Annotated in this window: 21 protein-coding genes, 1 tRNA gene and 1 pseudogene; 10 read left to right on the top strand and 13 right to left on the bottom strand. The window is 26.6% G+C overall.

The genetic code is table 11. The features are described from left to right. The first annotated feature begins 83 nt into the window (after window positions 1–83). The 5 genes from AVBRAN12637_RS07010 (at window position 84) to AVBRAN12637_RS06990 (ending at window position 8,354) form a co-directional block, all read left to right on the top strand. On the top strand, window positions 84–758 hold the full coding sequence (locus AVBRAN12637_RS07010) for a response regulator transcription factor (RefSeq protein ID WP_214118730.1): 675 nt from the start codon (window positions 84–86) through the stop codon (window positions 756–758). 40 nt (window positions 759–798) lie between these two features. Continuing rightward, entirely contained in the window at window positions 799–1,806 is a 1,008-nt protein-coding gene (locus AVBRAN12637_RS07005; RefSeq protein ID WP_336614230.1) for a sensor histidine kinase, read from the top strand. Window positions 1,807–1,881: 75 nt separating this feature from the next. After that, window positions 1,882–5,997: a hypothetical protein gene (locus tag AVBRAN12637_RS07000; protein WP_336615568.1), complete on the top strand. Its 4,116-nt coding sequence runs from the start codon at window positions 1,882–1,884 to the stop codon at window positions 5,995–5,997. 162 nt (window positions 5,998–6,159) lie between these two features. After that, window positions 6,160–7,431 (top strand): hemolysin family protein, encoded by a 1,272-nt coding sequence (locus AVBRAN12637_RS06995; protein WP_214118732.1) that lies wholly within the window; start codon window positions 6,160–6,162, stop codon window positions 7,429–7,431. After that, entirely contained in the window at window positions 7,428–8,354 is a 927-nt protein-coding gene (locus tag AVBRAN12637_RS06990) for an exopolyphosphatase (protein WP_214118727.1), read from the top strand. Before AVBRAN12637_RS06995 ends, AVBRAN12637_RS06990 begins: the two co-directional genes overlap by 4 nt. Window positions 8,355–8,466: 112 nt before the next feature. Here AVBRAN12637_RS06990 and AVBRAN12637_RS06985 read toward each other — a convergent pair. Continuing rightward, window positions 8,467–8,543 (bottom strand) — tRNA-Met (locus AVBRAN12637_RS06985). A gap of 215 nt (window positions 8,544–8,758) precedes the next feature. Between AVBRAN12637_RS06985 and AVBRAN12637_RS06980 the strand changes: the two genes are divergently transcribed. Then, window positions 8,759–9,073, top strand: a complete 315-nt coding sequence (locus AVBRAN12637_RS06980; protein ID WP_214118724.1) for an HU family DNA-binding protein — start codon at window positions 8,759–8,761, stop codon at window positions 9,071–9,073. Window positions 9,074–9,104: 31 nt separating this feature from the next. Here AVBRAN12637_RS06980 and AVBRAN12637_RS06975 read toward each other — a convergent pair whose 3' ends face one another. The 3 genes from AVBRAN12637_RS06975 to msrP are packed head-to-tail and all read right to left on the bottom strand — an operon-like array spanning window position 9,105 to window position 11,111. Next, entirely contained in the window at window positions 9,105–9,779 is a 675-nt protein-coding gene (locus AVBRAN12637_RS06975; RefSeq protein ID WP_214150241.1) for an MqnA/MqnD/SBP family protein, read from the bottom strand. Next, on the bottom strand, window positions 9,760–10,245 hold the full coding sequence (locus AVBRAN12637_RS06970) for a hypothetical protein (protein WP_214118720.1): 486 nt from the start codon (window positions 10,243–10,245) through the stop codon (window positions 9,760–9,762). Before AVBRAN12637_RS06970 ends, AVBRAN12637_RS06975 begins: the two co-directional genes overlap by 20 nt. Further along, on the bottom strand, window positions 10,245–11,111 hold the full coding sequence (gene msrP / locus AVBRAN12637_RS06965) for a protein-methionine-sulfoxide reductase catalytic subunit MsrP (protein ID WP_336615567.1): 867 nt from the start codon (window positions 11,109–11,111) through the stop codon (window positions 10,245–10,247). The genes AVBRAN12637_RS06970 and msrP overlap by 1 nt, the downstream gene beginning before the upstream one ends. Before the next feature lie 98 nt (window positions 11,112–11,209). On the opposite strand from msrP, the gene AVBRAN12637_RS06960 reads away from it, so the two are divergent. The 4 genes from AVBRAN12637_RS06960 to AVBRAN12637_RS06945 all read left to right on the top strand — a co-directional run bounded on the left by AVBRAN12637_RS06960 (window position 11,210) and on the right by AVBRAN12637_RS06945 (window position 14,405). Next, window positions 11,210–12,127 carry a branched-chain-amino-acid transaminase gene (locus AVBRAN12637_RS06960; protein ID WP_214118718.1) on the top strand — a complete coding sequence of 306 codons (918 nt, stop codon included), beginning with the start codon at window positions 11,210–11,212 and terminating at the stop codon, window positions 12,125–12,127. Between the two features lie 173 nt (window positions 12,128–12,300). Next, a complete protein-coding gene (locus AVBRAN12637_RS06955) occupies window positions 12,301–13,362 on the top strand; it encodes an SPFH domain-containing protein (protein ID WP_214118716.1) in 1,062 nt (353 codons plus the stop codon). Continuing rightward, a complete protein-coding gene (locus AVBRAN12637_RS06950; RefSeq protein ID WP_214120301.1) occupies window positions 13,362–13,877 on the top strand; it encodes a DUF2393 family protein in 516 nt (171 codons plus the stop codon). Before AVBRAN12637_RS06955 ends, AVBRAN12637_RS06950 begins: the two co-directional genes overlap by 1 nt. 9 nt (window positions 13,878–13,886) lie before the next feature. Next, window positions 13,887–14,405, top strand: a complete 519-nt coding sequence (locus AVBRAN12637_RS06945; RefSeq protein ID WP_214118712.1) for a DUF2393 family protein — start codon at window positions 13,887–13,889, stop codon at window positions 14,403–14,405. Between the two features lie 52 nt (window positions 14,406–14,457). Here the strand turns inward: AVBRAN12637_RS06945 and AVBRAN12637_RS06940 are convergent, their stop codons facing one another. The 9 genes and pseudogenes from AVBRAN12637_RS06940 to AVBRAN12637_RS06900 all read right to left on the bottom strand — a co-directional run bounded on the left by AVBRAN12637_RS06940 (window position 14,458) and on the right by AVBRAN12637_RS06900 (window position 20,293). Next, complete coding sequence (locus AVBRAN12637_RS06940; protein ID WP_214120300.1) at window positions 14,458–14,694, bottom strand: hypothetical protein; 237 nt, start codon at window positions 14,692–14,694, stop codon at window positions 14,458–14,460. Between the two features lie 61 nt (window positions 14,695–14,755). Further along, window positions 14,756–14,938 (bottom strand): hypothetical protein, encoded by a 183-nt coding sequence (locus tag AVBRAN12637_RS06935; protein ID WP_214120299.1) that lies wholly within the window; start codon window positions 14,936–14,938, stop codon window positions 14,756–14,758. Between the two features lie 173 nt (window positions 14,939–15,111). Further along, on the bottom strand, window positions 15,112–15,876 hold the full coding sequence (locus tag AVBRAN12637_RS06930) for a PH domain-containing protein (RefSeq protein WP_214120298.1): 765 nt from the start codon (window positions 15,874–15,876) through the stop codon (window positions 15,112–15,114). Between the two features lie 334 nt (window positions 15,877–16,210). Then, a complete protein-coding gene (locus tag AVBRAN12637_RS06925; RefSeq protein ID WP_336615566.1) occupies window positions 16,211–17,014 on the bottom strand; it encodes a hypothetical protein in 804 nt (267 codons plus the stop codon). A gap of 33 nt (window positions 17,015–17,047) precedes the next feature. Beyond that, window positions 17,048–17,281 carry a tautomerase family protein gene (locus AVBRAN12637_RS06920; RefSeq protein ID WP_214118708.1) on the bottom strand — a complete coding sequence of 78 codons (234 nt, stop codon included), beginning with the start codon at window positions 17,279–17,281 and terminating at the stop codon, window positions 17,048–17,050. Then, entirely contained in the window at window positions 17,282–18,475 is a 1,194-nt protein-coding gene (gene aroC, locus AVBRAN12637_RS06915) for a chorismate synthase (protein ID WP_214118706.1), read from the bottom strand. Beyond that, window positions 18,468–19,136, bottom strand: coding sequence for a ribonuclease III (rnc, locus tag AVBRAN12637_RS06910; protein ID WP_336607624.1), 669 nt, complete (start codon window positions 19,134–19,136; stop codon window positions 18,468–18,470). Before rnc ends, aroC begins: the two co-directional genes overlap by 8 nt. A 66-nt stretch (window positions 19,137–19,202) precedes the next feature. Then, window positions 19,203–19,592 (bottom strand): annotated as a pseudogene (gene rnhA, locus AVBRAN12637_RS06905) (ribonuclease HI); the annotation flags it as partial. Then, the gene (locus AVBRAN12637_RS06900; RefSeq protein ID WP_214118702.1) at window positions 19,589–20,293 is read right to left on the bottom strand and encodes a tetratricopeptide repeat protein; all 705 of its coding nucleotides are present in this window, start codon (window positions 20,291–20,293) and stop codon (window positions 19,589–19,591) included. The gene AVBRAN12637_RS06900 and the pseudogene rnhA, both read right to left, overlap by 4 nt. Window positions 20,294–20,331: the final 38 nt, after the last annotated feature.

Raw genomic sequence — 20,331 nt, 5'->3', positions numbered from 1 at the left:
TGATTGAAATATCCTAATTTAGACACTTTTTAGCTAAAAATAATATTAAAAAACTAAAATAAACATTTTTTAAGGAAGTAATTATGAATATTTTATTGCTTGAAGATGATTATTTATATGCTACTAGTATTTGTGAATATTTGCAAGATTTAGGATTTAGTGTTGATGTTTTTAGTGATGGCGACTTAGCCTGTAAAACTATCGCAAATAAATTTTATCATCTTTATATACTTGATATAAAAGTAATAAATACTAATGGCTTTGATGTATTAAGTTATATAAAAAGCTTAAATATTACTAACCCTATTATGATGATGACTTCAAGAACTGATATAGCAAGTATTAAAAAAGGATATGAACTAGGCTGCAATGAATACCTTAAAAAACCTTTTGAACTAGATGAATTAAAATATAGAATTAAAGAATTATTAAAACAATTTTTTAACACTCAAAGTAATGATACAATCACAATTTCAGGCGAGTTTGTATATGATTATATTTCTAAAAGTCTTAGCAAAAATAAAACTCTAATAGAGCTTACTAGTAAAGAAATCACATTGATTGAATATTTGTTAAGCAATAAATCAAGTTATGTAAATGTAAGCAGTATTTATGAATATGTATGGGGGGGGGCAAATGAAGAATTTGAAACCAATGGCTCAAGCGATGTAAGAGTATATGTAAAAAGAATTAGAGCAAAAACTTGCGATGATTTTATAATATCATCTAGAGGACTTGGCTATAAAATCAATGTCTAAGCAAACAATACTATTAACCCTTATAGCTTTAGTAATATCAATGTTAGCTATAAATATATTGAAATTAAGTGTAGCTAATGATAAAAACTCTACACTATTAGAACTAGCAAGTTATATAAATAAGGATTTAAATAACTTACAAGATATAAAAATATGTATTTTCAATAATGAAGAAATTTTAAAATGCGAACTTGATATAAACTATATAAAAGATGATTTTATATATAAAACTCATAATTCTTTGCTTTATTACAAATTCCAAAAACAAATAAACAATACAACATACAATGTGGTGCTATCAAAACCTTGCGTTTATAATAAAAGCATAATCAATGCTGCTATAGTATTTGGTGGGGGAACTTTTATATTATTTGTTTTAATTTACTTAGTTTATAAAAACAATATCAAAAGTTTAATTTGGTATAAAAACACTATGAATACATTTTTTTATGATGCAATGCACGAGTTAAAAACGCCATTGGGTATAGCCTTATTAAATGCTGATATGTTAGAAAGTAATAAATATCAAAAAAGAATTAAAGCAGCACTAAATCAAATGAAAACAACATATGATGATGTAGGATTTTATATAGAAAATCCAAATGCTAAATACCCACTAAAAAATATTAATTTTTCTAATTTTTTAAAAACAAGAATTGATTTTTTTAATAGTATTGCTAGTATGAAAAGTGTGGAATTTCATTTAGAAATCACTAATGATTTATATGTATTAATCAGCGAAGTAGAGTTACTAAGAATTGTAGATAATAATATTTCAAATGCAATTAAATATACAAAAGTTAATTCTAAAATTACAATATCTTTAAACCAATCAAATGAAAAAATAATTTTTATAATACAAGATGAAGGAATTGGCATAAAAGATACAAAAAGAATTTGGCAAAGATATGCTAGAGAAGATTTAGCTAAAGGTGGATTTGGCTTAGGTCTTAATATAGTAAGAAATATTTGTAAAAAATACGATATTGTATATGAAGCATTTAATTATGAAAAAGGGGCTATTTTTAAATACTCTTTTAAATCATAATTTTTTAATTTAATCTTAATTTAAAAACTAAAAAATATAATTAATTAACTTGAAATCTTAATTTAAAGGTGCATAATGAAAAAAGTCCTCATATCACTACTTGTAATATCTAATCTTTATTCTTATGAATATACAAATAAAGTTCATCCTTTCGGAATGTATTTTGGAACTCAAAACCATAAACAACATACAGATATAGATTTAGCTGATTGCGTTATAAATAATACAAGAAATAATGATAAAGGCAGAAGCGCTTGTTTTCAACTTTATCAAATCTTTAACATAGATGATCATTTTAACAGAACTGATGCTGAAGACGAGCAAAGAATTATTGTAAATTGGGGATTTAATTGGGATTATGCTTGGGCTAAACTAGATTATCAAAATAGCATTGTGAAAAAATTTGGCTATTTTCAAGGCAATCAATCATCTCATCATACCGATTCAAGAAGATTTAGAGAAAATGTATTTTGTGTAAATTACGAAGATAATGCAGCGGGAACTAATTATAATCCTAATAATTATGATGATTTTATTTCTCATCAAAACTCAAAACCTAAAAAGCTAGATAGTGTAAAAAATACTGAAATTACTTTTCCAATGAAATCTTATTTTTATGATGAATCGTATATTCAAGATGTGTTTAAAGAATTTGAAGTTAATACAACAGGCAAAATCATACTTTTAGCAAGTAGCAATAATGATTCAATTTTTAGCTATTTTTTAAGCGAACAATTACTAAATAATGAAAAAAACTCAAATGCTTATAGATTTGCAAATACTTATCTAGGCTATCAGCACGGCTCAAGCACAACTTCTGATAGCGAAAACGCATACAATGATTTTGTAAGATTTATGAAAAGCAAAGGTTGTAGATTAAATCCTGACCAAGGATTTGCTAGCGGAATACCTTTAACGCTAGATGAGAACGAAGTAGGTGCGACATTAACTGATAATGCTTATTATACAAACGATGAATGTGCTAAATATTCAGAACAATTTTTCTTAAAAAATAATGCCTTGTATTCTCCTAAAGAATTTTTAAAAGGTAATGCTAAATGGGGATTTTTAAATAATCAATATTTCGCACAAAATAAATCAGGACTAAGCAAATGCTACACATTTAATATGGAATATTACGATGGATATTACTTTTCTAGCAATGGATATTACAATGAAAAAAGTCAGTGGAAATCAAACGAATATAAAACCTATGATATAAAAGCTTTAAGGCTTAGGAATTTCGTTTATAACAACAATCAAGCACTTGCAAATGCTAAATATATTCAAAGATTTTCTCCTTACATAGATACAACACAAGAAAGAAGTATTTATAGTATTCATAAAACTAGAGATGGAGCAATAGGCGAAAAAGCAATATATAAAGAAATCAAAAATTCAAAAGATTGTATAATCAAAGTTGCACCTGGATTATTTGATATACGAAAAGAATGTAAGAATTCAAAATACAAACAAAACGGCATAAGAGAAAGAGCTGGAATTATGCCTAAAGATATAGGTAATCAAGAAAATATAAGCACAAAAATCTTTAGCCTACATTTAAGACCAACTTCATTAAAAGAAGAATATAAATACTATAAAGACAATATGAAAAAATACACAGCAAGTCCAGGGGATTTATACGCTCATTTAAAAAATCCAAAATATTTTACATCTACAGATATTGTAAATTGGGGTAAAAATTATGGAGATGGGAAATTCCCTGCTGATACAATTGTAGGCATTTATAAAAATAAGCCTGAAATTAATGCTAATTTTAAATTCTTATTCTATCCTGACGCAAATAGCACTAAATTTAGTTTAATTTCAAAAGATTTAAATCCAGCAGGCAGTGCAAAAGTAGGAGATAAAACATATCCTATATTTAATAAAATTCCTGAAGTTCATATAACTCCATTTTATAATGGTCAAAACTTAGAAAAAAGATATGATTATACAAAGACTAAAGATGGAAATTATATAAAATGTTGTGATAAAGATTTAAGCAAATATTATGTAGATTTAAGAGTTCAAATTAGCACTTTAGCAAAAAATGGAAATGATTACAATATTGTATCAAGACAACCAAGTGTAATTTATTATGAACTAGATTTAGATTACGCTAATTCAGAAAACTTAGAATACTTCATAAGAGAACTTAGCTTTAAATTAAAAGAACCATCGTTAATAGAAATTACAACAGAAAGAATTTACGATAACGACAAAAGACCTATGTTTGAAGTAGATAGTAAAAATATCATAAAGGGCGTTAGTGAGACTGCAGCATTTATTTTAACAGATGAAGAAATAGTGCAAAAACAACACTATTTTGGAAGTATCTGGAAAATATTAAATAGAAAACCTAGTCTAGGAGAAGATTTAAGACCTAGTATTAAAGACTTAAATGATAAAAAAGCAAAAATAGCTAATGATACATATACAAGAATGGTTGGAGATAATGTATATATAGGTTTTGTTCATGTAGCTGATAAAACTAGAATTAGTTTCTTTTCTAATACTGCAAGTGTAAATCACGATGATGGAAGAGCTACTAAGGTTTTAATATACGATAAAGATGATTTTAGAGTAAATCCTGATAATCAAATGATGGGAGATTTTATAATTGAATTTATCAATATAACTCCAGGTCGCCACGATATTTGCTATACTCAAAAAGATATGCAAGGTAAATTATTAACCCCTACTCCAATATGCAAAAACTTTATGGTAAGACCAGCTGAAATAAAAATAAATGATTTTGTTACTAAAGCAGGAGAAGGATTAAAAAAACCTTTACCAACTACCCTTAAAGCAAGTGTATTAGATACCCAAGATAGAAAATTAAGTATTAATTCAAATATAGGAATTAAAGAAGCTAAATTAAAAGTTACAAATAGCAAAGGTAGTTTTTATACATTTGATTTAGAAACAAGTGCTTATAACAAAATTAGCCAACTAAATCCTATTAATTTTAAACGCAATAATAAAGATTATAGTTTTGATATGGTAATTGCCTATCCTTTTGCTGGAAGTGGAATTATTGAGTTTAAAGACAATGATTTTGTAGGAAGTGATATTACTAATAAAAAATGTGAAAATACTGGATTTTCAAATACAATCAACGCTAATGGAAAAATATCTTGTCATATATTAATTAAGCCTATTAATGCTGATTTTACTAGCTCATCTACTACGAATTTAAATAATATAAAAACATCTGATGGTTTATCTGATGCTGTTTTATTTTCTGATGAAGTTGTAGGACAAAGCGAAGCTGATTTGGGTAAATGTTCTGGTATAAATTGTGATTTTACACATTCACTAAATATACCTGTAAATATAGAAAATAAAGGTTCAAGTTCTGCTAATAGCTTAGAATATGTATATAAGTATTTTCCTAGCGATATTGATATAGATTTTGATTTAAATTTCTTAGATAATAACGATACTCAAGCTAGTAGTAGATATAGAATTTATACAAATAAATTAAGTATTAAAAATATGAATATCACAAATCAAAAAATCAAAATGACTTTAAGCGCTAGCAATACTACACTAAATGCAATTTTTGATTCAAAAATGCAAAATTTAGATAACGAAGTTAATAAAAATTTAAATACTCTAAGTAGCGTTGCTAAAAAATACGAAGCAAGTCCTGATGATTTAGAATTTATTACAAAAATAGGCTATACGAAATTCCAAAAAACAAATGACTTAGCACCTAGTAAAGACATTTTAAATAAGCCTGATGTAAATGAATTTAATCTTGATACTACAAGTAGCATAACAATAGATAAAGGAACTCCTGTTAATTTTACAAAAAATTATCCATTTATTTTTGCTTATGCAATGTATAAAGATACTAAAGCAGATGCGGGTAAAAAATATAAAAAATTATTACCGAGTGATTTAAAATTAAAATATATAAATACAACTGGTAAAATTAGCGAATTATATACAAGCGCAACTACTAGCGGACATTATTATCTAAAACCAATTGCTGATATTATTAATAATATTTCTTTTACAAGTGATTACAATTCTAATATCAACAAACTTACCGATGGAAGTATTGAACTTGAATTATCAAGTGATAAAAAAACTAATGAATATATAAAAGATTTAATTAGAATGCACTCAAATAGCGAAATTAGTGCAAAAGAAAGCTTTAGCGTAGAATACACTAAATAATTTTTTAGGAATTTAAAATAAATCAAATTATTTTAAATTCCTTTTAATTTTTAATATAAAAATGCCTTTTTATAATTCTTACTATTTTTTAAGTTTGTATGTTTATAATTTTAGCTTTATTTTTTACAAGGAGATTTTTTGGACCCCAGTTATACGGCATTAATGCTGTTTTTAGCATTGTTTTGTGTTTTTTTAAATGGATTTTTTGTATTATCTGAGTTTAGTATTGTCAAGATTAGAAAAAGTAAGTTAGAAGAATTTGTAAATCAAAAAAGAGCTAATTCAAAACTAGCTTTAGAAATGTATAAAAATTTAGATACTTATTTATCAGCTACTCAATTAGGTATTACTTTAAGTTCTTTGGCTCTTGGTTGGTTAGGAGAAAGTTCTGTCGCTGTTTTATTAAATAAAATTCTATCAAGCTTTGATGTAAATCCTATAGCAATACATAGTATTTCTGTTGCTATTTCTTTTATATTAATTACACTACTTCATGTAGTTTTAGGAGAAATTGTTCCAAAAAGTATAGCAATTGCAAAAACTGAAAGCATAGTTTTATGGATAGCAAGACCACTTTATTTATTTAGAATAATTTTTGCACCTTTCATAGTTACATTTGATTTCTTATCTTTATCTATATTGAAAATATTAAGAATAAAAACAAACGAGCACGCAGCTCATTCTGAAGAAGAAATTAAATTCATAGCAAGCGAAAGTCAAAAAAGTGGCGTTTTAGATGAATTTGAAACCGAACTCATACAAAATGCTGTTGATTTTAGTGATATTGTAGCGAAAGAAATAATGACTCCTAGAAGAGATATGATTTGCTTAAATAAAGTTAATTCATACGAAGAAAATATAAAAATAGTTCATGATTATAAACACACTAGATTTCCTTTTATAGATGCTAGTAAAGACAATGTTTTAGGTATGATTCATATTAGAGATTTATTAGATAATCAAAATAAAGATTTAAATGAATGTGTAAGAAAAGTTCTATTTGTTCCAGAAAATATTAGTATTTCAAAGGTTCTTGTTCAAATGAATAAAGAGCAAATTCATACAGCCATAGTAATTGATGAATATGGTGGAACAGCTGGGCTTTTAACTATGGAAGACATTATTGAAGAACTTGTTGGAGATATAAACGATGAGCATGATAAAAAAGAACAAGATTTCAGAAAAATTAACGATAATGTTTATATAGTAAATGGAAGACTAGATATTGAAAGTGTTGAAGAAATTCTAGATATTAAATATGATGATGAATTAGAAGAACTTACAATTGGTGGTTATGTCTTTAATCGTTTAGGACATGTTCCAAGTGAAAAAGAAAGATGTGAAGATGAGCATTGTTATTATGAAATAAAACAAATGCAATCAAATAGTATAAAATACTTAAAAATAATCAAAAAAACAAAGGAAAAACTATGAATAAATATAGATTAATTACTAGAAGTGATATGGATGGACTTGTATGTGCTGTTTTGCTTAAACATATGGATTTAATAAGTGATATTAAATTCGTTCATCCAAAAGATATGCAAGATGGAACAATAGAAATTACAAATAATGATATTGTTACAAACTTACCATATTGTCCTAATGCTTATTTAGTGTTTGACCATCACGAAAGCGAAAGTATTAGAAACGGAAAAGCAGATAATCATATAATTATTCCAGATGCACCAAGTGCTGCTAGAGTTGTTTATGATTATTATGAAAAACAAGGCGTAAAATTTCCTGAAGAATGGCACGATATGATGGTAGCTGTTGATAAAGCAGATAGCGCTCAATTTTTAATGGAAGATGTACTTGAGCCTAAAGGTTGGGAATTCTTAAGCTTTTTAATGGATAGTAGAACTGGACTTGGTAGATTTCACGATTTTAGGATAAGCAATTATAACCTTATGATGGATTTAATTGATTATTGTAAAAATCATAAAATTGATGATATTATGAAATTACCTGATGTAGTAGAAAGAAGCGATTTATACATTAAATACGAAAAAGAGTTTAAAGAACAACTAAAAAGATGCTCTAAAGTTTATAAAAACCTTGTTGTTTTAGATTTAAGCAAAGAAGAAATCATTTATCCAGGTAATCGCTTTATGATTTATGCACTTTATCCTGAATGCAATATATCAATTCATAAAATCTTAGGATTTAGAGGTCAAAATATGGTTTATGCGACAGGTAAAAGTATATTTAATAGAACTAGCAAAACAAACATAGGTGAGTTAATGTTAAAATACGGCGGTGGCGGACACGAAGCTGCTGGGACTTGTCAAGTTGCTCACGAAAATGCAGATATTGTATTAAATGAATTAATTGCTAAAATTAACGCTGATGGTTAATCTTTCTTGCTCGTTTTAAATTCTTATATTTAAAACGAGTTTTCTAATAAAAATCAAAAAAATATAAAAACTATAAAAAATAAAATTGGAAAAATTATTTGAAGTTATGAAATGGTGCTTAGGGGGAGACTCGAACTCCCGACCTCCGGCTTATGAGACCAGCGCTCTAGCCAGCTGAGCTACCTAAGCGTGAATAAAAAAAGCAAATTATATATATTTTTGCTTAAAATTTTATAAAATTAAAAATATTTCTAATAAATTGCGTATTAAACTTGCCAACTATGCTATTTAAAAACTAATTTTGCTATATTTTTACACAAATACTAATATTTTTTTTGTTTTTTAGCTAAATATTGTTTTTTTATTGTAAAATAGGGCTTTTAATCAATATTAAGGAGTTTTAGATGACTAAAGCAGATTTTATTTCATTAGTTGCTGAAAAAGCAGAAATTACTAAAAAAGATGCTACAACTGCAGTAAATGCTGTATTTGAAGCACTAGCTGAGTCTTTAGAAAAAGGTGAATCAATTCCATTTAATGGTTTTGGAACTTTCTCAACAACTGATAGAGCAGAAAGAACTGCAAGAGTTCCAAGCACAGGTAAAGAAATTAAAGTTCCAGCAACTAAAGTTGTTAAATTCAAAGTTAGCAGCGTGTTAAAAGAAAAAGTTGCTGCAACAGCTTGCAAAACTGGTAAATGTGGTAAGAAAAAGAAATAATTACCCAATTTAGTGGCGTTTTTAAATGCCACTAAATATATATTTTTTTAGTATAAATACTCAACGCTTTTAATTCTTTTTTCCCAATTTTATAATAAATATATTTTAGGTAGTTTTTAATATCATCATTACTAATTTTTCTTGTATTTGAATAATAATCTAAAATATAATTAGGTATTTTTATTCTTTGATTTGCAGTTAGATTTTTTCTTATAAAAGGTTTTAAAATTCTTTTTGCACTATTATGATTTTTAATACTTGAAAACCTTGCAAACATAAAAGGCAATTTAGTTAATTCATACCATTTTTCACACATATCAATGTATTTTTCTTTATTATTTACATATTCTTTTAGTGCCTTATCTCCAATAATTACTTTACCATTTAATTTTAAAACCTTAGCTAAAGCATTTGAAGTGGCTGATTCTTTATCATTTTGTGCATTTGAGTTCTTTTCAACTAATACACTTAATACCTTTTTGTTAGCGCAAATTCCTATATTTAAATTCTTATATTTTGACCTTTTGCTTTCAATACTAGAAATAATTGCGCAATCTAATCTTTTTTCTTTCAATGCTTTATTTAATTTTGCAGGAACATCTTTTTTATACTCTATGCTTTTTTTTACATAGCTTGGTAATTTTGAGCTTTTTAAATAAAAATGCAGTGGTAATAAATTAATATAATCAATCTTTCCGAATATCATTTTTACTCCTAAATAAAAATAAAAATGCCACTAATATAACTAAATAATGCAATGTTTCAGGAATTTTCACACTTAAAGAATAATGAAATGCCGCTAGTAAAAACACAAAATTAGAATAATTTAAATACTTTTTATAAAACATTAAAATCATAAAAATAAATGCAATTAATCCTAAAAGATTTCTTATTGCAATAGTATTTGTAAATAATATTTTTATATTAAATTGATTATCTACTATAACAAAATTTAAAAAATGCAATATTGCAAAAAATCCAGCTAATTTACCAAAAAACTTTATAAAAACTAAGAATTTATTAGGTAAAGCAATACTTAAAAATAAAGATATTAAAGCAAGTTGCCCACTTGCTTTATAAATATCTTTTACATAATCATATCCTAATAAAACAGATGATATAAAATACCCAAAAGACGCTAAAACTAAAAGAATTTTAATTGCAATAATCATTAAAAATTCTTTCTTAAATCTAAATCTTTATATAAATACCCAACTTCTTCTTCATAACCATTAAATAATTGAGTATCTTCTTTAAAAAAGCTACCTAAAACCCTATGCGATGCTTGAGACCATCTAGGATGTGGGACATTTGGATTAACATTTGCATAAAAGCCGTATTCATTCGGATTGTATTTTTCCCAAGAGCTAATAGGTTGTTCTTTAGTAAATTCAATTTTAGCAATTGATTTAATATATTTAAAACCATATTTCCAAGGAACAACTAAGCGAATTGGAGCTCCATTTTGAGCTTTTAATTTTTCTTTATAAAGTCCTGTTGCAAGTAATGTTAGCGGGTGCATTGCTTCATCTAATCTCAATCCTTCTACATAAGGATAATCTAATACTCCATTAAATCTTTGATCAGGAAAAATATCAGGGTCATATAAACTTGTAAATTTAACAAATTTTGCTTCACTTATTGGCTTTGCAAGATTAATCAATTCTCTTAATTCAAATCCTTGCCAAGGTAAATTCATACTCCAAGCTTCTACGCAGCGTAATTTATAAACCCTTTCAACAATTTTAAAAGCTGATAAATCAGTTAAGGTCATTGGGTTTTCACACAAACCACCTATCTCAATTGAAATAGCTTTATCATTTAAGCTTGATTTGCTAGCTAATCTTACGCATTCGCTTTTGTTTGTGCTAAACTCATAAAAATTAACATAATTATAAGCATATTCACTATCGCTTGGAACTAAATCAAGATTAGTTTTTGCTAATTCTTCAGCTATTGCTTGGCTTGAAACTATAGTTCCTGCACCTAATTTTAAAAAATTTCTTCTATTTAAATAATAATTTTTATCTGTTACCATTTTTTCTCCTTATTAATTTTTAATTCTAGGTAAAAAAAATAAATACTTATTATGAAAAATCTGTTAAACTTCGCAAAATTTAATTTAAAGGAAAAAGTATGGCAATTAAAGCTGATTACATCTGGATGGATGGACAAATTATTAACTTTGCTGATGCAAAAGTTCATTTTTTAACTCACTCATTACATTATGCTAACGCAGTATTTGAAGGAACAAGAGCGTATAAAACAGAAAATGGTATGGCTATTTTTAGATTGCAAGATCACACTAAGAGATTATTAGAAAGTGCAAAAATCACTGCAATTACTCCACCATTTTCGCAAAAAGAATTAGAAGATGCTCAAATTGAGTTATTAAGACGCAATAATTTTAATTCAAATACATATATTCGCCCTTTAATTTTCTTAGGCGATGGTATTATGGGAATTTATCATGCAAAAGCTCCTGTTAGAGTAGGTATTGCAGCTTGGGAATGGGGTGCTTATTTAGGAGAAGATGGACTTAATAAAGGTATTAAAGTATGTTGTTCATCATTAATGAGAAATAGCACAAAAGCAAATTTCAATAAAGCAAAAGCAAGTGCAAACTATCTAAACTCAATGATGGCTAAATATGAAGCTATTAATTCAGGTTTTGAAGAAGCTTTAATGTGTGATGAAGAAGGATTTATAGCAGAAGGCACAGGCGAGTGCTTTTTCATGGTTAAAAATGGCGTATTAATCACTCCACCAAATGATTATGCTCTAAAATCAATCACTCAAGATTCTGTTTTAAAAATTGCAAAAGATTTAGGTATTAGTGTAGAAAGAAGAAGAATTAGTAGAGATGAAGTTTATGTTTGTGATGAAGCATTCTTTACAGGAACAGCAGCTGAAATTACTCCTATTAATTCACTAGATCATAGAGTAATAGGAAATGGGGCTCGTGGAGAAATTACTAAAAAAATCCAAGATGCTTTCTTTGATATAGTATATGGAAGAAATGAAAAATACGCTTCTTGGCTAACTTATATTTAATTTTTTAGAGCGAATTATCGCTCTAAACTTTATAATATATAGAATCTAAAATAAGAATTTGATTTTAACTTTTAATTTTATTAACAATAAGACTATCTTTTATAAAATCTTTTTTCTAATTATAAACTTATACAATGTAAAATGCTTTCTTTATCAATTAACAAGGAGTATAAATGCCAGCAGATTTAAATGATTATTTCAATAAAAACAAAAAAAATGACAATAAAAAAACAGATTTTAATATTGATTTTAATTTTAAAGGTTTTGGTAAATTTAACGGAGTAATAATTGCAGCTGTTGTTATATTTTTAATAGTAGTAATAGCTAAGCCATTTGTAGTTGTAAATTCAGGACAAGTAGGTATTAGATCAACTACTGGTAAGTATGATCCGATAGCTCTTCAACCTGGTTTTCACTTTATAATCCCGTATTTTCAAAAAGTTTTAATTGTAGATACTAAAGTAAGACAAATAAATTATGCTAGCGTTGAAGGTGCTAGTGAAAGAACTTATGGTAGAGAAAGCATAATCAATAAAGAATCAATCACGGTTGTTGATGCTAGAAACTTGCCTGTATCAGTAGATATAACAGTGCAATATCGCTTAGATGCAAGCAATGCACCTCAAACTATAGCTCAATGGGGGCTTGATTGGGAAAATAAAATTATAGACCCTGTTATTTTAGAAGTTGTAAGAAGTGTGGTTGGAAAATATACAGCTGAAGAATTACCTATAAAGCGTAATGAAATCGCTGCTTCAATTGAACTTGAATCAAGAAAAAGCATAGACGCTCAAGATAATAAACCTGTATTACTTGAGAGTGTAAAACTTCGTGGAATAATACTACCAACGAATGTTAAAGAGCAAATTGAAAAAGTTCAAATAGCTAAACAAGAAGCAGAAAGAACAAAATATGAAGTTGAGCGTGCAAATCAAGAAGCACTTAAAAAAGCTGCACTTGCAGAAGGTATAGCAAAAGCTGCGATTATTGAAGCACAAGGTAAAGCAGATGCACAAAAAATAGAAGCAGACGCACAAGCTTATGCGAATAGAGAAATCGCAAAAAGTATAAGTAAAGAATTATTAGAATTAAAGCAAATTGAAACCCAAAAAGAATTTAACGAAGCTTTAAAGGTTAATAATGATGCTAAGATTTTCTTAACACCTGGCGGAGCTGTGCCTAATATTTGGCTAGATAATGCAAGCACAAAAAAGACAACCAGCCTTAATAATTAATGCAAAAATTATTAGATACTATTCATTTTTATCTAGCGAATTTCTATGCCCAAGATTTAATTCTTCTTGGGCTTTGTTTTTTATTTTTTATAGTAATTTTAATTCTTGCGATTTTTTTAAGAAAATTTCCAACTTTCTCAATATTTTTAATCATAGTAGGTATTGTTTTAGAATTTGTATTGTTTTTTATTGGAGAAAACTATATAAATGCTACATATCGTCCAGCAGAACTTGAAATAATCAAAAATGATAAATTAATTTTCAGCGATAATATATATTTAGATTTTAAATTACATAACAAATCTCAAAGAGATTTTAAAATATGCAAAATTAAATTCAATATAAAAAAAATCAGCAAAAATAACTTAGAACTAATCAAAAATACCTTAAAACCATTAAAAACAACAGAAATTATTTTAAAAGATATTCCAAAAAATTCATACGAAAAATCTTATTTATTAATACCTAGTAATGTTAAAAAATATACAATTGATACTTTAATTACTTGTTTTTAGGAGATATTTATGTATTTATCACAATTTCATATCTTTGTAATATTTGCAGCTTTTGTAGTTTATATATTTTCACAATTTTTAATTATTTATTTTTTTAAAGAAAAAAACAAGCTTTATACCTTTTCTTTTACACTCATAATTTTTGTATTGATTTTTGGATATTCAACTCTTCTTACCATAGATAGCTTTTTAAAAAGTGTAGAATTAAGAAATCAAAAAGACTATAAATCAGCAAATGAAGTAGTAATTAGTGGTCAAATATATAATAATGGAAAAGTTCCTGTAAAAACCTGTGAATTAAATATAGGAATAATAAATCTTGGTATCAAAAAAGTAGATGGAAGTATATTTGATTTAAGCAAAGGCTTTGACCCATTAAAACTTAATAAAATTCGCAATTTTTACTCTCACGATTTTAAAATAGAAGGGATTATCAATGAAAACGCATCAAAAAGCTTTAAAGTAAGTGTCCCTTATCCAAAACATTTTGAAGATTATAAATTAAGATATATTTTAAATTGCAAGTAAATATTTCAAATTCTAGATAAATCTTAGAATTTGAAATAATATTAAAAGTATTCTAAAATATATATGTAAAATCACCTTTGTTTGTAAATATTGTAATTTCTAAAACTTCAGAACATTTACTTATAGAAAATTTTGCAGTTTTACCGAATTTCATAGGTAACTTATAATCATAATAGTAGTTTCCTTGAGCTTGTTCCTTAGCTTTTTTACAAGATCTAATATATTTTTGATTTCCTTTTTCTAGTATATTAAACCAAATATTATAAAAATATTTATCATCTCCACTCAACTCCAGCCATTTTATTAATGCCTTACAATCACCTAGATAAGCACAAAATTAGGGTAAATATCTAATAATTTTTATAATATGTTTTAGCCAGAATTTCTACTGATATAACATTATTACCAATATATGAGCCGTAATTCATATTTTGAACCTCACAAGCACCACGATTTGCTGTAATTTTTGTAATTTCTATATCATCTTTAGCTGTCATAATTAAATATCTTGTTGTTTCGTAATGTTTAGTCAAAAAATTTTCTTCAGTCTTATCTTAAATGCTAACCTTGAATATATATTGATTAATTTTATTGACTTCAATGATCTTATTATTTATTTCATTATTAGCATTATTTTCTTTCGCTTTATTATCAGAACAAGCAATAATAAATAATGCTGTAACATAATATAAACTAACAATTATTTTTAATATTCATCTAGCGCTTCATCGTATATTTTTTGCTCATCATTATTTATACCATTTTGAGCTTTTAAAATTTCATCACGTAATGCAGTAGGACTTGACATAAAGGGCAAGCAAAAACCACCTATTCCGTAACCATGAAAGGCTAAAGCGCCACATCTAAAAATACTTCCAATAACACTTTGTTTTACGTCAATAGTTGCAATTCTTTTAAGATCTGTAATGGTTGAATCTTGAAAAATAATGCCTGTTTTTATTAACATTCTTTTATTTGTTATGATTATTAAAGATGATTTTACTTTACATAACCAATACAACATAGATAGAACAACAATTAATGTTGCACAAAGCATACCTAACAATAAGTGAGTTTGAGATAAAGTTATGTTTTTAAATACAGCAAATGTTAAGGTTATAGCAATACCTGTAACCATACTGCTTCCTAATACTCTAGTTATTATGTCAAATTGACTATTGCAACGGCTTATATATTTAAATACTTGTATCCATAAAGGAATTAAGAAAATATTTAATTCAATACATAATAAAATTTTTATCAATTCTAAGTCTATATCTGTTTTAATACCATAAAAACCATAAACCATCCACATAGCAAAAACTAAAAACAATAAACATAAGCGTGTAAACCAAGATATCCAAGCACTATCAACTTCTTTATATTTTCTAGAATAGACATAACAGTCAAAAAAAGCTTTAAAACTTCCACGTTTTTTATAGATGATTTTTTCATCAGGTAAAATTTTCATTAAAACTCCTTAAATAAAATTAAGGCAGTATTTTACCCCCCCCCCTATCTTAAACAAGACTTAAAATAAATATATTTTAACAAATTTATTTCTATCCTATAATCAAATACAAATTTCTTAGAATTTATAAATATTATTTTTATATTTTTTATACTTGTAACAAATTATATCAATGCTAATATGTTGATTAAATATATAATGATAGTTCAATAATTATTGTTAAGTAATATAATTAAAAGAAATTTTATGAGTGTTAATGACAAAATATGATATTTCGGCAAGAATTTGATTAAAAATTTTAGTTTTTAAAATCCTAATTAAAATTCTTATAATTTTATAAATTATATCTATATTTGCAGCCAAAAAAATCAAAACAAGGCTCTTCATCAATAGCTCTATTGGTATTGCCACAATTGTCTATTTCTATGCTAGATTTTAATTGATGAGTTATGTTAGCACTATCTGTTCTGGTATATAAAAACTCTAAATATCCATTATTTATCTTAAATCCTTCATTAAAAAATACAATATCAAAACTATAAGGAGTAGATAAAAATAATGGTTTTTCTAGTAGTTTTGGTAAGTTTGCTAAATAATTTTTAGTGTTTATTTTGTATTGTTTTAATTTTTCTAAATCAAATAATTTTAAATCATTAAATTCCTTAACCTCATCAAGGATATAAAAATAAATCCTGTCTTTTTCATACTTATTAGCTATATTTTTATAATAAACTATAGTTTTACCTAAAAAATCATTAGTAGCTATTCTTAAAAGCTCGTCTTTACTTAAAATCTTATTTTCTTTTACACAATATCCTTGCAAGTCTTTTTCATAATTGCTTTTAAAAACATAACTAAAATTATTAAAACTAGAATAATCAACCACAGGTCTAATAAAAAGCATTTCAAAACTAATAATTATTAGGCTAATGGTTAAAAAAGTTTTGAATTTTAGTTTTTTTATTTTTTTGATAAATAATAAAAATAAGTTTGTAAAAATTGCTAAAGATATTAAAGGATAAGTAATATCAAAGCGTTTAAAAGCTTTCCATACTAAATATACAAATTCTGGAAAACCATTGATTATAAGTATAAATGCAAATAAAATAAAAATTATTATGCAATATATAACAAACATAATTGCACCCCATTTTAAATCATGGGGAGCTTTTTATCTATCATCGTCAAGTTTAAAATTATTAACAAAATCAGCATTATTAATAGTTTCAACACTTCTTCCGCCAAAACCTATATGAGATTGCGGAATTTCTTCTAGCATTACCACTATTCTCTCACGCTTTTTGCCTAATTTTGTTTCAAAATAATTTGTTAAATCACTTATTATTTCTTCGCATTTTTCTTTATTTGGCATTGGTGCTGCTAATTTTACATTAATTATTGGCATTTATTCTCCTTTGTAGATTTTTTTAAGATTGCTTATTTTAGCAGATGAATTTAACATTAAAAAATCAGCTATTATAAAACTTAGCATAGCTTTTAAGACAACAGCTCCACGAACACCTACGCAAGGATCGTGCCTTCCATAAATTGCATCTTTTATTAGGCTAAAGTCTTTATTTAACATAGTTTGTTCTTTAAAAATTGATGGAGTTGGCTTAAAATGAGCTTTAATATAAATACTCTCTCCTGTGCTAATTCCACCGATAATTCCACCACTAAAATTATGTCTAGTATGTAAAAATAAAGGCTTATTAATATTAGTTTTTGCTACTTTAAATGACTTAAAATTAGGGCTTTGTTTTAAAATAGAGCTATTTTGATTTTGCATTAATTCATCATTGCTAACACCTAAAATCTCATCATTTGCAAAAGAGCCATTCATTGAGCTAAGCTTTCTTCCTGCTCCAATTTCAACGCACTTTACAGCATTTAATCCCATAAACGCACTAGCAATTCTAGCATCTAATTTATCATAAAGCCCATCTCCAAGCCCTGCCATTACGCCAAATGCTGCTACGCTAACACTTGCACCTACACTATCATTGTTATTCTTTGCCTTTGTGATTTCATCTTTAAATAATTCTTTAAATAAATCATCACCTAAAGCATTAAAATCTTTTTCTAAAGCCCTTTTATACTCTTCTTCACTGAATTTAAACTCATCTAAACTAACACCACCTACCCCACAAATACTAGCATAAGTTCTAATGTTAAATTCTTTTAATATTAAATCAGCAAAAGCACCTGCAATAACCCTTGCTACGCTTTCTCTAGCACTACTTCTACCACCGCCACGATAATCAAAATGCTCGTATTTTGCATAATATGTAAAATCAGCGTGTGCAGGGCGTAAATGCTCTTTATAATCTTTACTTCTTGTATTATTATTTTCTACTAGCACACAAATTGGAGCACCTGTGCTAATATCATTAAATACTCCACTAATAATATTAACTTCATCAGCTTCTTTTCTAGGAGTGCTAAACGCTCCACCACCTTGTCTTAATTTAAGCAAGGAATTTATATAATCAGTATCAATTCTAACCCCTGCAGGATAGTTATCAATAACCACTCCAATTGCTTTTCCGTGACTTTCTCCAAAAGTGCTAAATTTTAAAAATGTTCCAAAACTATTCATCTTCTAACTTCTCTAACGCTAATTTAGCAGCACTTTGCTCTGCTTCTTTTTTGCTATTGCCCATTGCTTTTGTAAATAATTCATCATTTAAAAAAAGCCCTATTTCAAATTCTTTTTTATGATCAGGCCCTTTTGTGTGTAAAATCCTATATTCAGGGGTTTGAGCCATTATTGCTTGGGTTTTTTCTTGTAATTTTGTTTTATAGTCTTTAATTAATTCTATATCAATCTTAGGAAAAACTTCATTTAATATCTTAGAGCCAACAGCACAAGCAATCTCATATCCACTTTCTAAATAAATTGCACCTATTATTGCTTCGTAAGCATCTGATAATAAGCTTGGTTTTTTTCTTCCGCCGTTATTTTCTTCAGATACTGATAATTGCAAAAACTCTCCAATTTCAAGATAACTAGCAATTTTTGCAAAAGACTTTTCATTCACTAAAGCTGCTCTTAATTTGCTTAAATCCCCTTCACTATAACGAGAAAAATCCTTGTATAAAATATTTGCTACTATCAAATCAAGCACCGCATCACCTAAAAACTCAAGCCTTTCATTATGAGTTTTGCTAAAACTTTTATGAGTTAAAGCCTGATTTAATAAGGTTTCGTTTTTAAATTTATATCCTAGTTTTTCTTCAATTTTATGATATTTTGAAATTCTTTTTTCTAGCACTACATTAGCATTTATAGTGTTATTTTCATACTCAAGTGCCATACTTCTAGCTAGTTCATCACACATTTCATTGTATTTATCACCATTATGAGCTTTAACCCAAATTGCATTAATATCGTGGATTTTGCTAACTTCTAAATAACTCTTCCATAATTCAACATTTTTTTTGCCTTTAAAATCAGTCTTAACCCAACCACTAAGCCATTCATTAATACCCTTAACTACATATTGACTATCGCTATATAAATCAATCTTGCAAGGTTCTTTTAAGCTTTTTAAAGCGTTAATACAGGCGCTTAATTCCATAATATTATTGGTTGTAAGCTTATCTCCACCACTATCTTTAATGATTAAATCATTATCTATAATAATCCAAGCCCAACCCCCTGCTCCAGGATTTTTAAGGCAACTCCCATCAGTATAAATCGTTAATTTTTTCATATCCTTATCCTTAAATTAGCTTGCATTGTATCACACTTAAAACACTGCGAACAAAACGGAGTGTAAAAAATAGATTGTGAAGAGCAATTTTTACATAAATAAAATTGACTGATATTATTTGGATTTATTGTTTCATCATCAATTTTAATTTCTTTAAAACTTTTAGTATTAAAGCTTTTATAATTATTTATAAATTCTAAATCTTTTTCATAATCTCCTAAAACGCACAAACATTTATAAACTTCTTTGCATTCATTGATTTCGTTTAATTTAAAATGAATATATCCAAGACATAGTAGTGCTAATTCATCTCTAGCACGAGATTTTAAAATCTTTAATAAATTTTGTTTAGCGTCGTTTAATAATCCAAGCCTTAAATCACAAACAGATAATAAGTATAATAAATCTTTATCATTTGCAAATTCGTTTAATAAATTAATCAAAACATATTTGCACTCTAAAAACATTGAAGCTTTAAAAAATCCATTAGCTAAATTAAGCCTTTCATCAAAACTTAAACTACTTAAATACTTAGGCTCAATTGCATTAAAATTAGCAAGATATTTTTTAATATTTTTATTAGTTTGATTTTCCTTTAAACTTGCAAAAATTATTTGAGCTAAAGCAATAATTAAAACAAGGCTAATTAAAACTAAAATTCCAAAAATAGGATTTCTATAATAGCTAAGTATTAAATCCACTAATATCCTTTAAATAAAATTAATTAATTATACATATA

The sequence above is a fragment of the Campylobacter sp. RM12637 genome, assembly GCF_020137645.1.
GTDB lineage: Bacteria > Campylobacterota > Campylobacteria > Campylobacterales > Campylobacteraceae > Campylobacter_E.
The sequence above is the reverse complement of the archived record's forward strand: the minus strand, read 5'-3'. Positions and strand labels throughout refer to the sequence as shown.